This is a genomic window from Flavobacterium sp. (genome assembly GCF_044357305.1).
Taxonomy (GTDB): Bacteria; Bacteroidota; Bacteroidia; order Flavobacteriales; family Flavobacteriaceae; genus Flavobacterium.
The window spans coordinates 16,719-31,599 of sequence record NZ_JBIKPS010000013.1 but is presented as its reverse complement, the minus strand read 5'-3'; the positions used below and the strand labels follow the sequence as shown (position 1 = coordinate 31,599).

Below are 14,881 nucleotides of genomic sequence, written 5' to 3'. Positions count from 1 at the left end.
ATTAAGTATCAAGATTGAAGTATTAAGTATTAAGATTTTTTAAATTACTTAATTTTTCTTAATATCTTAATGGTTAAAAAATAAAACATGAAAGAAACAAACCATTCCGATGACCAAATCGGTCGTGCTAGAGTTCAAACCACACCCGAACTAGAAGCCTATTATAAAGAACTCGAAAGTCTTGGCGCTGGTGCTTTATGGACGGTTGCCAATGATATAGAACCATGGGAACCAAGAAGTACTTCCGTTCCTATGCTTTGGAAATACGATGATTTGCGGGCGTTGGTTTTAAAATCCTCCGAATTGGTTACACCCGAACAAGCTGGCCGTCGAGTGGTATATTTGGTAAACGACAAACGCAAAGAGGTTTCGGCAGCCGTGGGTTGGTTATACACCGGAATTCAAGTTACACGCCCAGGGGAAAGCACTTCGGCACACCGTCATCGGGCTTCTGCTTTGCGATTCATTATGGAAGGCAGTAAAGGATATACCGTGGTAGATGGTAACAAAATCATGTTGGAAGTCAATGATTTTGTGATTACACCAAATTCCACTTGGCACGAACATGGTGTTGAGGCCGATGGGCAAACGTGCATTTGGCAAGATGGTTTGGACATCCCTCTGGTAAATGCTCTCGAAGCCAATGATTATGCCGTTTATGATGGCAAACAAGCCTTAATTTCTCCAGTCAATCATTCACCAATGACTTTTGGTGGCGCAGGATTAATTCCGGCCGATACAACTTGGGATAAACCTTATTCGCCTTTATTCAAATACTCTTGGAAAAATGTATATCCAACCTTATTAGAAGTTGCAAAAGTCAATGAAATTAATCCGTTTGACGGAATTTTAATGCAATATTCCAATCCGTTAACGGGTGGTCATGTCATGCAAACCATGGGTGCCGCCATGCAATTGTTACCTGCAGGTTTCAAAGGTAAAGCCCATAAACATACCGGGTCTTTTGTCTACCAATGTGCCAAAGGAAAAGGCTATTCCATCATCAACGGAACACGTTTCGATTGGAAAGAACGCGATATTTTCTGTGTTCCGTCTTGGGCTTGGCACGAACACCACAATGCCTCAGACACAGAAGATGCCTGTCTATTTACCTTCAATGATTTACCAGTAATGGAAAAATTAGGATTGTTTCAAAGTAGAGAGTTGGAAGAAAATAATGGACATCAAAAAATATAAATAATTATGAATATTAAAAAAATAACATTTTTAATTGTATTCCTATCCCAATATTGCATTGCTCAAAATGTTGATTTTGATAAAGGAACTGTACTTCAAAAAAAATATTATGAAGTAATTCAATATGAATCTGTTCTAGATAAAATTATTATTCCTGTAACCATTAATGGTAAAAATTTTAGGTTTCTATTAGATACTGGAGCTCCAAATTTAATTTCAAATGAAGTTTTGCAAGAATTAAATTCAGAATCATTGAAAAGTATTATTGCGAATGATTCAAATAATCTAAATCAAAGTATGCAATTGGTAGTCATTCCAAAAATAAAAATTGGGGAATTGACGTTTGAAGATCAAATTGCTTTAGTTTTTGATTTAAAAAATCACAATCTTTTGAGTTGTTATAATATTGATGGATTTATAGGGAGTAATTTGTTAAAAAATTCCGTTTTAAAAATCGATAAAACAAATCAGAACCTTGTTATTACAGATCAATTCGAATTATTAAATGTACTAGTGAAACCAACTAAAATAAAATTAATTGGAAGACAAAAAGCACCGTATATTGAACTTAATTTTTTAGGAAAAAACAAAGAAAAAGCTTCAGACATGGTTTTGTTTGATACAGGTATGGATGGCTTGTATAATATGTCAAATCGGGCATATGCTCTATTTGAAAATCAAAATATTTTTGAAATTAAAGGTAAATCAGAAGGATTAAGTAGCTTAGGTCTATTTGGCTTGGGAAAGCCAAGCTTGCAAAAATTAGTTTTAGTTGAAAATGCTTTATTAAATAATAAATCAATAAAAAACTTATATGCTGATACAACAGATGATACTAATTCAAGGATAGGTTTAGAGTTTTTGAATTATGGAAATGTAATTTTAGATTTTAAAAAGAAGAATTTTTATTTTGAAGCAAATGATACAATAATTCTTTCAAATAAAGAACCTAAATATGCAACAACAATTTTAGATAATAAATATATAGTTGGTTTAGTTTGGGATAAAAACTTGGCTGAAAAAATTAAATTTGGTGACGAGATACTCAGTATAGATACTTTTAAAACTAATGAGATGAAGGCGTGTGAAATTCTGAATTTGAAAGAGTATATTAAAAATAAAAAACTTTACACAATTGAAGTCAAAAATAAAGAAGATCAAACCAACATAATAAATATTGAAAATTAGGAAACTTACAAATGAAACATTTAAAATTATTTTATAATTCAATTAATTTTATTATAATATTATTCTTTATTCTCAGTATTTATTTAATACAACAAAAAGACAATCTTGCAATTTTTTTAGGATATATTAGTATAGTTTGGTGGTTATTAATTGTTTCAATCAATATCTATAAAAATTTAAAGAAAAATAATTAAAAAAAAATTAAAATCCTATTGACCCTTAATAGGAATTTCCCGAGATTACGGGATAAGGGGACTTATATGAAACTACTTACTTACAAAACAGCAAACACTGAACCTCGTTTAGGATTTATCCACAACAACCAAGTAATCGACATGGAAGATTTTGGAGAAATATCCAATTTTCCATTACCAAACGATATGTTGGATTTAATTGACCTTGGATTTGAAATCATTCAGGAAATCACCGAAATGGTAAACGAAACTCCCGAAAATTTCTTTGAAGAAATATCCTATAAAATGGACGAAGTTAATATCCTTGCTCCTATTGAAAAACCAAGAAAAAACATCATCGGAATAGGATTGAATTACACCGAACACGTTGCCGAAAGTGCACGAACTTTGGATACAACAGGAAAATTACCAACAAAACCTATTATCTTTTCTAAACCTCCAACAACAGTTACAGCAACCAATACGGAAATTATTAAAAACACCAAACTAACTTCACAATTGGATTGGGAAGTAGAATTGGCTGTGGTTATTGGCAAAAAAGGAAAATACGTTGCTAATGCCGATGCAATGGATTATGTTTTTGGTTATACTGTTATCAACGATATTTCTGCTCGTGATTGTCGTCGTGAGGGACAATGGATTGTTTCCAAAGGGCAAGATACTTTTGCACCAATGGGACCAATTTTAGTAACCAAAGACGAAATTGAAAATCCGCATAACTTGAACTTATCGTTAAAAGTAAACGGAGTGGAAAAGCAAAATTCCAATACCAAATTCTTACTTTTCAACATCAATGATTTGATTGAAGATTTAAGCATCGTGTTTACTTTAGAACCAGGTGATATTATTGCCACAGGAACACCATCGGGTGTTGGCGCAGGAAGAAATCCTCAAGAATGGCTGTACGATGGCGATGTGGTGGAAGCAACTGTGGAAGGAATAGGCACTATAGTAAATACGATTAAAGAGATATAATATATTTTAATACTTCATTTCTTTAATCTAATTTACTAAATAAAATCTGCGTTTATTCGCGTTTGCGTGAGCAATCCGTATCATCCGCGTTCCAAAAAAAAATTAAAATGAAATACAGAATAGGACAAATAGTTCCATCCTCCAACGTGACGATGGAAACCGAAATACCAGCAATATTTAGAGCAAGAGAAACCATTTTGCCAGAACGCTTTACATTTCACAGCAGTAGAATGCGAATGAAGAAAGTTACCAAAGAAGAATTGGAAGCCATGGATGCCATGAGTTTAAAATGCGCGCAAGAACTTTCTGATGCTCATGTAGATGTTATGGGATATGCTTGTTTGGTTGCCATAATGAGTATGGGACGCGGATACCATTGTGTATCGGAAGTAAATTTGCATCAAGAAACCGTGGCAAATGACTTCCCTACTCCAATAGTAACTTCAGCAGGAGCTTTAATTAACGGATTGAAAGTTTTAGGTGCTAAACAAATCTCTATCATCACTCCTTACATGCGACCATTAACCGATATGGTTGTAGATTATATTGAACACCAAGGCATCAAAGTGAAACAAAGTATTGCTTTAGAAATTCCAGATAATTTAGAAGTAGCAGCCCAAAACCCTTTAAACTTATTGGACATTTACAAACAATTAGACTTGACCGATGTAGACGTATTAGTTGCTTCGGCTTGTGTGCAAATGCCTTCGTTGGAAGCCATCGATTTGATTCAAGCAGAATGTGGCATTCCTGTAACTTCGGCGGCAGTTTGTACCACTTATGAAATGATGAAAAAATTGGGTATTGAAGCCAAATCCAGTATAGGTGGGGAATTGTTGAATGGGAACTATTAAGATTTAATAATACACCTTTTTTTTTGTTATGATAAATGTCATAAATAATGGGATTTTGATTTTTTACTTTTGGTAAAACTTAAAAACCAATTCTCATGAACAAATTAGTAATTCCATTATACTCCTGGGACAATGGAGCATTTATAATGATAGCCGTTTTTGCACTAGTAATAATTGGACTAGTTGGCGCTATCTTTCTTATGATGGGAAGTAGTAAAAACAAAAAAGACTAAGCATTGCTTAGTCTTTTTTTTATATTTATAAAATAGTAATTATTCTTTGATTACTTTTTTAGTAATAGTTCCTTTATCAGAAACTATTTTCATCATATAAATTCCAGTAGATAAATCAGAAACAGAAATTTGAGTTTCAGAAACACCATCCAATTTTATATTTTTAACGATTCTTCCATTTAAATCTGTAATTTCAAGATTAGTTATACTTGCGTTTATGCTATTCATAACATTTATAACATCTTTAGAAGGATTTGGGTAAAGTGCAAATTTTTCAGATAAAAATTGATCTACTCCAAGTACAGAAGTCATGTTAAATGAATCTACTCGCATCGACTGTACCGAGGCAGTTGTTGCTGAAAAGTCAGTAAGTTTAAAATAATAAGTCCCTGTTGAAGGTGCTGTATAAACACTACCTGTAACTTGTGTGTAAGTAGTTAATTTTAGAGCTGTATTAGAAAATAATGAAGTTACAGCAGTTGGATTGGCATCTGGGAAAACTTCTAATTTTAAAGATCTATTTGCTGTAGTACTTGCTTCTCTATGATAAAAGCTAACCGTTACTTGCTCACCTGCCTGTAAATTTATTGGTCTCGAATAGACTGATCTATTTGTTACAAGAGTTGTACTTGAATTTGAAAACAAATACTGAGTTCCAGCTTGTGCATTTGCAGCAACTGTTCCTGTTGACCAAGAACCACTCCAACCATCAACAGCGTATCCTAAAGCATTATCAAAACCATATGCATAAGGCAAGTTATTAGCTGTAAAGAAAGAGAAAGGTCCAATCCATTGACTTCCACAACTATTTCTTACAAAATATTGGTATCTAGAATTTGCTGTTAATCCAGTTGTTGTAAAAGAATTAGTTGTTGAATTGTATGTTGCAGTTGGAGTGTGTCCAACAGCGCCAATAGAAATATCATAACTTGTTACTCCTGGAATAGCTGTCCAATTAATGGTAGCTGAAGTTAATGTATTTCCAGAATCAAATAAATCTCTAGTAACTCCAACACAAGAATTGTTATTAACAACCGATATATTATCTATTGATAGTAAAAACATATCTGTTGAAAAATTTTGGAATGCAATATAAACTGTTTGTCCAGCATAAGCAGATAAATCAATACTTCTTCTAGTCCAAGTTGAATTTTCTCCAGAAGTTGGAGTTACACCATCTCCTTTAGTGAACAAAGGTGTAAAACTAGTTACGGCATTATCTGTTGTAGAAATTAAAACTTTGTAGGAATCCAAATAAGCTGGATCGTAAGCTTTTGCATCAAAATATAAAGTATTACTTCCTGATGGTAAAGTTATTGAAGGAGAAACCAACCAATCATTAGAAGTTCCTGCAGGAGTATACCATGAGGTACTCATTGCAACTTTATTGTCAAAATCTTCATTTGTAGCAATCCAAGCACCAGTAACAAAGCTAACGCCAGTATTAGGAGTTAATCCGTCTTGATTATACAAAGTCCAACCTGTAATTCCAGGACCTATTCCGTCCCAATTTTCTTGAAAAACAATCTGACTTTTCGATGTTTGATTGAATCCAATTAGTAATAATAAAAGTAATAATTTTTTCATAATTAAATTAATTTTAAAGTTTAGTTAGCAAATGTAGTTTTTTTCTAAAAAAATAAAAATAAAAATAAAATAAAAATTGTCATTCAGAATAAAATTATTGCGAAAAATATTGAAATCAGAATAAAAAAATAACTCCGTAGTTATTGTAAAACAATAGAGTTAAATATTTTTGAAATAAAATAGTTGTCAAAAAAAAATAGATATGAGAAATAAAAACTAGTCTTCTTTCTTAACCACTTTGCGTGCTACTTCAATTTTAAACTTTTTTCCCTTCATTTTTTCGTCTCGGATATTGCCTAAAAATTCTTTTACTTTTTTAGATTTTACGGCCGCAAACGAAATGAAATCTTTTACTTCAATCAAACCTAAATCGCCTTTTTCCAGCTTTCCTTTTTGAGAAAAGAAACCTACAATGTCAATTTTGTTCAATTTATTTTTCTTACCACCACTCACATAAATCGTTTGAAATTCGGGAGCCTTTGGTAAAGTTGTAGCAGTATCTACATTCAAAACAGCAGTTTTATAATCTATATAATCCATTTTTTTCTCACTTTCATGAGCCACAATATAGGCCGTTCCAGAAGCCAACATCCTTGCGGTACGTCCGTTTCTGTGGGTGAATTCGTCTTCTTTGGATGGCAAATGGTAATGAATTACGTGTTTCATTTCGGGAATATCCAGTCCACGAGCGGCTAAATCAGTAGTGATTAAATAACTTACACTTCCGTTTCTAAATTGAATCAAAGCACGTTCCCGCTCGTCTTGATCCATTCCGCCATGATAATAAGTGGAGTAAATTCCTTTTTCGTTTAGGGTGTCGCTAATGCGTTCGGCAGCATCTCTATGGTTGCAAAAAATGATTGCCGCTTCTGATTTTAACGAACAAATCAAATTAAAAAGCGAATTGATTTTATCTTTTTCTTTAGAAACTACCATTTTCAAAGTCAAATTAGAATTTGCTTCTTCAGTAGGAATAAAATCCAAAACGGTTGGATTTACAACTCGGGTATATTTTGGAATTTCAATATCGGAAGTTGCCGAAACCAAAACGCGTTTGTTCAGTTTATTTAATTTAGAAATGATAAACGACATTTGCTCGTGGAAACCCAACTGCAAGGATTTATCAAATTCGTCTAAAACCAAGGTTTGAATAGCATCCATCTTGAAAGTACCTCTTTCAATATGATCGGCTATTCGTCCAGGAGTTCCAATTAAAACTGCTGGAGGATTGGAAAGGTTTTTAATTTCGGTATCAATAGAGTGTCCGCCATAGCAAACATTTACTTTATAATCGGTTCCCATTTTCTTCCAAACTTGCTCAATTTGCAATCCCAATTCACGAGATGGAACTAAAATTAAACATTGAACGGTGTTTATTTCGGGTTGCAACATTTCAAAAATTGGCAATAAAAAAGCCAAAGTTTTTCCAGAACCTGTTGGGGAAAGCAGAAGTATATTAGCATCATTCAAAATAGCATCTTGTGCCATTTCTTGCATTTCGTTTAGACTTTCAATTCCTAAATTTAATAGTAAATTGGTAGAGTGTGGATTATTATTCATTTGGCAAAGATAAAGCCAATTAGGAATTAAAAATTACGAATTACACATTTTTGAAATTAAAATTAAATAATGAAGTAGATAAAAATAAAAAGGAGATTTAAAGTTTATAAAATATAAGCTTTAAATCTCCTGATTTTTTCAAAGTAAGTACTATCCTATCTCAAAGTAAAACTGGATTTAGAAACCAATTCGTTTTTATCAAATACATTCACAAAATAAGTACCACTTGCAAAATCTTTACCTGGTAAATCTTGGGAAACATTAACGGTTTTATTTTCGTATTTTACTGCAGTAGTAAAACTATAGGTTAACGATTTTTCGCCAAAATTAGTAGTTATTTTATCTCCAAGCACATTCCCTTTGCTGTCAATAACCTGAACATAATAGGTTTTATCTCCCGATTTAGCAATGCTATTTTCGGCAATTGTAAAACTTATTTTAAGTACATCTACCCTACTCGCTTTATCCGTTTCAATTTGTTTTCCAGAACTTTTTTGTATAAAAGTAGCGGTTTTTAAATTTAATAATGAAAGTTTAGAACCTTTTTCTACCGTTTTAGAAAGCTCTTCATTTTGACCAACCAAAACTTGATTGTAGTTCTTAGAATCCGATAAAACAACATTAGTACTATCTAAATGAGTAGTCAATACTTTGTTTTCTTTTTTCAAAACCTCTACTTGCTGCATCAAATCATTCATTTTAGTTTGAAGTGCTAAAAATTGTTGTTTGTATTTAGCCATTGAAGCCGCATCCCCTTTAGATTTTTCTAATTTAGCCATCAATCCAACCACTTTTTCTCTTTCTGCAATTAACTCATCCGACATAGTAGTTTTTTCTGCAATAGCTGCATCATAGGTAGACTTCAAATCCTGTAAATCTTTCATTACATTTTCTTTCTCTGTCTTTGTAGAACTTACTTCGGTGGTAAGTGTAGTAGCTTCACTTTTTAATTTGAAAATATAAAAAACACTACCTAGTAAAAGCAGCAAAAGCACTAATACTACAATTATCAACGACGAATTACTTTTTTGAGTTTCCATTTTAGAGATATTTAGTTCTGCAAATTTAATAATATTTAATTGTATAACGTAAGTTTGTACAATTATATTATTTTTGAACGCAAAGATTTTTGTTATGGAAAAACTTATTCTGTTTACTGCTTCCGATTTATCCAAAATTACCAACCATCGAAGTGGCGAAGTAAAATTTGGCGAAAAAATGATTACCATTCCCAAAGACCAAGATATTGCTACTTTTCTGCAAGAATCCGAATCGCAATTTGTACTTTTCGGAATCCCCGAAGACATTGGTGTCCGAGCTAATTATGGTCGTCCTGGAGCCAATTCTGCATGGGAAAGTGCTATTAAAAGCATTGCTAACATACAGCACAACCGGTTTTGCAAAGGATCTCAAATTATTGTTTTGGGAGCACTTGATACATCTTCAGAAATGAAGGCCATAGAAAATCTAGATTTTAATATAACGGAAGATCGCAAAAAAATGAGTGATCTTGTAACAATAATTGACAAAGAAGTTTCTCATATCCTTGCCACCATTGTAAAAGCTGGAAAAACCCCAATCATTATCGGTGGCGGACACAACAATGCTTATGGTAATATAAAAGGAACCGCACTTGGCAAAGGAAAACCCATTAACGCCATAAACTTTGATGCCCATTCCGATTTCCGAATTCTAGAAGGACGCCATAGCGGCAACGGATTTTCATACGCATTTGAAGAAGGCTTCCTCAAAAAATACTTCATCTTTGGTCTGCACCACAGTTATACTTCCAAAAGTGTTTTAGACAAACTCAAAACCCTAAAAGAGCGAGTTTTATACAATACTTACGACAGTATGAAAATCAAAAAAACAAAAGATTTTGCCATGGAAATGCAGTTGGCATTAGACTTTATAAAAAACGACTTCTACGGAGTAGAAATAGACCTCGACTCCATTCCTAACATCCCCTGTAGCGCCATGACACTTAGCGGATTTTCGGTAGAAGAACTCCGCCAATTTATCTATTTCTTTGGCAAACATTCCAATGCTTCTTACCTTCACATTTGCGAGGGTGCTCCAAGTCTCGACCACGAAAAAAACAACCACCTTGTAGGCAAATTAATTGGTTATTTAATAACCGACTTTATTAAAGCCAAAACCGAAATCTCAATCGCTTAATTTTAGGAGCGAATCAGTAAGCATTTTAGTAAAGGTAATTCCTGCCATCCGTTGCAATCTGTCATTGCGAGGTACGAAGCAATCCAATAACATTAATTATTTTTCGCAATGCCAGGATTTCCACTTCTGTCAGGGCTAGCCAGGTCATGTCTTTTGTAAAATTAATTTTTCATAAGGAAAAGCTTAAATAAATATAAACTATCTTTGCAACTCCTTGAAACAGTTCAAGAAGAATATAATTATGACATTCAACGATTTAAACTTACTAAAAAATATACAACAGGCCCTAGCAGAAGAAGGATACACTACTCCAACACCAATTCAACAACAAGCCATCCCTATAATTTTAGAAGGAACCGATTTAGTAGGCTGTGCCCAAACTGGTACCGGAAAAACGGCTGCTTTTGCTATTCCTATTATCAATTATTTACACCGCTTAGTAGGCTCGTCTGCTAAGAAAAAACACATTAGAACTTTAGTGGTTACTCCTACTCGTGAATTGGCAATTCAAATTGACGAAAGCTTTAACACCTATGGTAAATACACCAACATTAGGTCCATGGTGATTTTTGGTGGCGTTAGTCAGGTGCCACAAGTTGACCAATTAAAAAAGGGAATTGACATTCTTATCGCTACTCCGGGAAGACTATTAGATCTTCACAAACAAGGATTTATCGATTTAGACCACCTGCATTTTTTAGTACTCGATGAGGCCGATCAAATGCTAGATATGGGGTTTATTAACGATGTAAAAAAAATTGTAAAACTTACGCCAGACAATCGTCAAACGCTATTATTCTCGGCTACAATGCCAATGGCAATTCGCGAACTTGCCGATACTTTTTTAACCAAACCAAAATATGTTTCGGTTACACCAGTATCTTCTACCGCTGAAACAGTGAATCAAAAAGTATATTTTGTAGGAAAAGAAGATAAAAGAAAACTTTTGTACCACATTATTCGTAACGATAAAATTAATAATGTTTTGGTTTTTTCAAGAACCAAACACGGTGCCGACAATGTAGTTAAAGCATTAAAAAAGAATAATGTAACTGCCGAAGCTATTCATGGCGATAAATCTCAAAATGCAAGACAACGCGTTTTAGAAGCTTTTAAAAATAAAGAAATATCTGTGCTTGTAGCAACTGATATTGCTGCACGTGGAATTGATATAGAAAGCTTACCCTTTGTAATAAATTTTGATATCCCTAATATCTCTGAAACTTATGTGCACCGAATAGGTCGAACTGGTCGTGCTGGAAACAGCGGATTGGCGATTTCCTTTTGTGCAAAGGACGAACTACCCTATTGGAAAGACATTCAGAAACTTATTAAAATTGATGTAAAGGTAGAAAAAGACCATCCCTATCCTTATACCGATGTGCCTGAAAATCCAGATGCAAAACCCGATTTACGAAATAAGAAAAAAGAGGCGGCTCCTAATTCTAGAAAATCAGAAACATCTAAACAAAACAAAAAACGTTGGTACTAACCAACGTTTTTTTTTACTTAAAAAAGATCTTTTAGAGCCTCCTTTGCTGTTGGAAATTGAAACTGAAAACCAATATCCAATGCTTTTTTAGGAATTATATTTTTATTATTAAACAATAAAACATGCATTTCGCCTAAAATCAATTTCATTACCCAACGCGGAATATTAGGTAAAAACAAAGGACGTTGTAATTGAAAAGCAATTGCTTTAGTTAATTCTTGGTTCGTTATAGGATTAGGAGCTACTGCATTAATAATTCCTTCGGTTTGGTTATTAATTATAAAGTGATACAAATTAGCAACATCTTTAATATGTATCCAAGATTGCAGCTGTTTACCCGAACCAAAACCCGAACCTACAAACATTTTTATTGGACGTACCATTTCTAAAAGTGCTCCACCATTATTTGAAAAAACAATTCCTGTTCTTACTTTAGTAACCTTTAAATTAAGTTTTTTAAATTGGTCGGCACTATTTCCCCACTTTACAACTAATTTCCCAAGAAAAGTGGTGTCGTTTGCTATAGAATTTTCATCGTAAACTGCAGTAAAACTATCGGGATAAATTGCAGTACCAGAAGCAGAAATAAAATGTTGGACTTGATTTGGCTTATTTTTTAACAATTCAAATAATATATCCACCGATTGGGTGCGACTTTCTAAAAGTTCGACTTTATAAGACTTTGTCCATTTTTTAGCGATAGTAGCTCCAGCAAGATGTACAATCACATCTACACCTTCCAAACAATTTTCGTCAATTTGTTTTGTTTTTATATTCCAATGATACCCAAAATAGTTTTCTCTAGGATTTTTTTTAATAGGGGAAGTTGTCAAATAATTAACTACATGATTGTCTTTCAAAAGCAAATTTGTTAATTCCTGCCCTATCAATCCTGTTGCTCCAGTAATTAGTATCTTCATGAGATCCCCGTTTTATTTAATAAATTAATTTGTTTTAACCATTTAGTAAAAACATAGTCCAAAGGTAGCAAAAAAAAGGGATTGACTATATTGTCAACCCTTTTAGTTTTATTGTGAATGTGTTACCAAATTACCACTCGCAAGGAATCGGGTTGGTACATAGGGCTACCTGGTTTTATATTAAATGCTTTGTAAAATTCGGGGATGTTGCTTAACGGCCCGTTGATTCGGTATTGGGCGGGCGCATGCACATCGCTCATGATTTGTTGCGAAAGTGCTTCTTTATTGGTGTTTACCATCCAAGCATAGCCGTAAGCCAAGAAATAGCGTTGGTCTGGATTGAGTTTGCTAATTACTTCTTTGCTAGTGTATTGTTTGGTTTTCTTGAAGGCTTCGTAACCCATTACTACTCCGCCTAAATCGGCAATGTTTTCCCCTTGTGTGGCAGATCCATTGATGTTTTTATCGCCTACTTTGTAGTTGTTGAATTGGTAAACGATAAGTCCGGTTTTGATTTTGAATTTCTTTAAATCATCGGCAGTCCACCAATTGTTTAGGTTTCCTTTTTCGTCGTATTGGCTTCCTTGATCGTCAAATCCGTGGGTGATTTCGTGTCCGAAAGTAGAACCGCCAATAATTCCGTAAAGGATAGCGTCGTCGGGCATTCTGCCTTCATATCCTGGCACCAAAATATTACAAGCCGGAACGCAAATTTCGTTGTTACTTGGGTTGTAATAGGCATTGTAGGTTTGCGGATACATGTTCCATTCAGCTCTATCTACTGGTTTTCCGTATTTATTGGTCATGTAGTGGTACTGCCAAACATTGGCTGCCATTACGTTTTTGCAATAGGATTTTCTGTCAATCCCCGCTCGTGCGAGCTTCAAGCTCGTACCCACAAACATAATGAATTAATATCTATTTATAATAATCTGTTTGTTATTACCATAGCTTTTTGCAATACACATAAAACTAGAGCTTTTTTGTAGTTTGTTTTATTTGCTTTGCGGGGTAATTTTTCCAAATCCATAACCAACTTTAAATTAAACCTAAACCCGCAATAATGCCAAACGGCGGTTATGCGTTAGTTGTTATTTATGTGATCATAAATTATAAAAAACTCAAAAAGCACTAAAATTATTACAACACGTGAATCACTAAAAATGTATAACTCTCTTTTTTTAACTAGATAGAATAAAAAGGCTAATATCACCATTAAAATATATGGAATGAAAACACCAATTGTAAAAGGGATAATTAAAAAGGAAAAACTATTTTTAATCCACATATTAATTATTACAAATAAAAAAAATGTCATACCGATTAATTTTATGCCCTTCTTGTCATAATTTATTTTCATAGTCAATTAAATTTGTTGAATACTAACAGAGTATCTATTGTAATTATTTAAAATATTGTAAATCGCAATTTGTAGTTCAATGACATATAAAAGCTTAAGTAAATCTTTATTCTCCAAGATAATAACCTTTTTTATCTAAATTATAGTCTTTTAAGATTCTTTCTATTTTAGGATTCATTTTTATTTGACCATCTGTGCGCGATTCTTTATCCCAAAATAACCAACCTCTTTCCCATTCACCTTCTACAAAATAAATACCGTCAATAAATTTATATTCTTCATCATATTTATGATTCTCGTCATATTCATAAGTGAACCAGAACTCTTGACCAGTTCCGTGAAAATAGCCGTTCTTAAACTCCCCTCTGTAAACATAAGAAATAGGATTTCCATCATACCATACAATATTATTAAACCAATTTCTGCCTAAAAATTCTGGACTATAATATTGTAATTCGCCATCATTGGATTCATTTGCACTTTTGCTTGTTCTCTCTGATTTAATATACAAAGCTTCTCCATAACCATTTTCGCAATCTCCAGAAATACAAATTTTGTTCTTGTCTTCTCCAAAAGAAAAGAACAGAAATGTCAAGATACTAAAGGGTATTATACAAAATGCAGATATTTTAAATGTTTTGATATTTTTTATTGATTTTCTTATTTTATTAATGAAATAAAATTCGAGTGAAAGAAAGATCAATAAAGGAATATAAATTAAGTAGAACTTTAAGTCATTAGGTTTACTTGCTGTCATTTCCATTGCCAAAAAACCAGTCAAAACAGATAATACAACGAAAGTTATTATTGATAATTTAGATTTCATCATTTTTTTAGTTTTTAATTACGCATAACTTTATATATGCGCTACAAAGTAGCGTGTATACACCTTAATTTGGTTGTATATGCGCTACTTTGTATCGCTATATTCATCAAATATATACATTATTTTAATTGTATAAAAAGATGCCGCTATTATTTAATTATTGTTTCTTTTGAAATATTATTAAATGATGCAATTCCTCCTGCATCGGAATGACAAGTTTGTGATTAGTTTCTTTTGAAATTAGATTTCACAAAGACATAACCTACTTAGCCCTGACAGAAGTGGAAATCCTTTTTTAACTCCGACAGAGTTTCGAA

The 14,881-nt window shown here is 33.0% G+C and carries 13 protein-coding genes; 7 read left to right on the top strand and 6 right to left on the bottom strand.

Annotated elements, in window-relative coordinates:
* The first annotated feature begins 87 nt into the window (after window positions 1-87).
* The 5 genes from ACIQ2J_RS09470 to ACIQ2J_RS09450 all read left to right on the top strand — a co-directional run bounded on the left by ACIQ2J_RS09470 (window position 88) and on the right by ACIQ2J_RS09450 (window position 4,641).
* Entirely contained in the window at window positions 88-1,197 is a 1,110-nt protein-coding gene (locus ACIQ2J_RS09470) for a cupin domain-containing protein (RefSeq protein ID WP_396169011.1), read from the top strand.
* Window positions 1,198-1,203: 6 nt separating this feature from the next.
* Window positions 1,204-2,385 (top strand): retropepsin-like aspartic protease, encoded by a 1,182-nt coding sequence (locus tag ACIQ2J_RS09465; protein WP_396169009.1) that lies wholly within the window; start codon window positions 1,204-1,206, stop codon window positions 2,383-2,385.
* Between the two features lie 260 nt (window positions 2,386-2,645).
* Window positions 2,646-3,554, top strand: a complete 909-nt coding sequence (locus tag ACIQ2J_RS09460) for a fumarylacetoacetate hydrolase family protein (protein WP_396169008.1) — start codon at window positions 2,646-2,648, stop codon at window positions 3,552-3,554.
* Window positions 3,555-3,661: 107 nt separating this feature from the next.
* Window positions 3,662-4,408, top strand: coding sequence for an Asp/Glu racemase (locus ACIQ2J_RS09455; RefSeq protein WP_396169006.1), 747 nt, complete (start codon window positions 3,662-3,664; stop codon window positions 4,406-4,408).
* Window positions 4,409-4,503: 95 nt separating this feature from the next.
* Window positions 4,504-4,641: a hypothetical protein gene (locus tag ACIQ2J_RS09450; RefSeq protein WP_396169003.1), complete on the top strand. Its 138-nt coding sequence runs from the start codon at window positions 4,504-4,506 to the stop codon at window positions 4,639-4,641.
* 39 nt (window positions 4,642-4,680) lie between these two features.
* Here ACIQ2J_RS09450 and ACIQ2J_RS09445 read toward each other — a convergent pair whose 3' ends face one another.
* The 3 genes from ACIQ2J_RS09445 to ACIQ2J_RS09435 all read right to left on the bottom strand — a co-directional run bounded on the left by ACIQ2J_RS09445 (window position 4,681) and on the right by ACIQ2J_RS09435 (window position 8,828).
* Window positions 4,681-6,228 carry a choice-of-anchor J domain-containing protein gene (locus ACIQ2J_RS09445; RefSeq protein WP_396169001.1) on the bottom strand — a complete coding sequence of 516 codons (1,548 nt, stop codon included), beginning with the start codon at window positions 6,226-6,228 and terminating at the stop codon, window positions 4,681-4,683.
* 216 nt (window positions 6,229-6,444) lie between these two features.
* Window positions 6,445-7,788, bottom strand: coding sequence for a DEAD/DEAH box helicase (locus tag ACIQ2J_RS09440; RefSeq protein ID WP_396168998.1), 1,344 nt, complete (start codon window positions 7,786-7,788; stop codon window positions 6,445-6,447).
* Between the two features lie 155 nt (window positions 7,789-7,943).
* Window positions 7,944-8,828: a hypothetical protein gene (locus tag ACIQ2J_RS09435; protein WP_396168996.1), complete on the bottom strand. Its 885-nt coding sequence runs from the start codon at window positions 8,826-8,828 to the stop codon at window positions 7,944-7,946.
* A gap of 94 nt (window positions 8,829-8,922) precedes the next feature.
* On the opposite strand from ACIQ2J_RS09435, the gene ACIQ2J_RS09430 reads away from it, so the two are divergent.
* Together ACIQ2J_RS09430 and ACIQ2J_RS09425 are read left to right on the top strand one after the other, a co-directional pair.
* On the top strand, window positions 8,923-9,966 hold the full coding sequence (locus tag ACIQ2J_RS09430) for a formimidoylglutamase (RefSeq protein WP_396168994.1): 1,044 nt from the start codon (window positions 8,923-8,925) through the stop codon (window positions 9,964-9,966).
* 241 nt (window positions 9,967-10,207) lie between these two features.
* Window positions 10,208-11,458: a DEAD/DEAH box helicase gene (locus ACIQ2J_RS09425; RefSeq protein WP_396168992.1), complete on the top strand. Its 1,251-nt coding sequence runs from the start codon at window positions 10,208-10,210 to the stop codon at window positions 11,456-11,458.
* Window positions 11,459-11,475: 17 nt separating this feature from the next.
* Here ACIQ2J_RS09425 and ACIQ2J_RS09420 read toward each other — a convergent pair whose 3' ends face one another.
* The 3 genes from ACIQ2J_RS09420 to ACIQ2J_RS09410 all read right to left on the bottom strand — a co-directional run bounded on the left by ACIQ2J_RS09420 (window position 11,476) and on the right by ACIQ2J_RS09410 (window position 14,567).
* On the bottom strand, window positions 11,476-12,378 hold the full coding sequence (locus ACIQ2J_RS09420) for a TIGR01777 family oxidoreductase (RefSeq protein ID WP_396168989.1): 903 nt from the start codon (window positions 12,376-12,378) through the stop codon (window positions 11,476-11,478).
* Window positions 12,379-12,500: 122 nt separating this feature from the next.
* The gene (locus tag ACIQ2J_RS09415; protein WP_396168987.1) at window positions 12,501-13,214 is read right to left on the bottom strand and encodes a M13-type metalloendopeptidase; all 714 of its coding nucleotides are present in this window, start codon (window positions 13,212-13,214) and stop codon (window positions 12,501-12,503) included.
* Window positions 13,215-13,844: 630 nt separating this feature from the next.
* Window positions 13,845-14,567 (bottom strand): hypothetical protein, encoded by a 723-nt coding sequence (locus ACIQ2J_RS09410; RefSeq protein WP_396168985.1) that lies wholly within the window; start codon window positions 14,565-14,567, stop codon window positions 13,845-13,847.
* Between the last annotated feature and the right edge of the window lie 314 nt (window positions 14,568-14,881).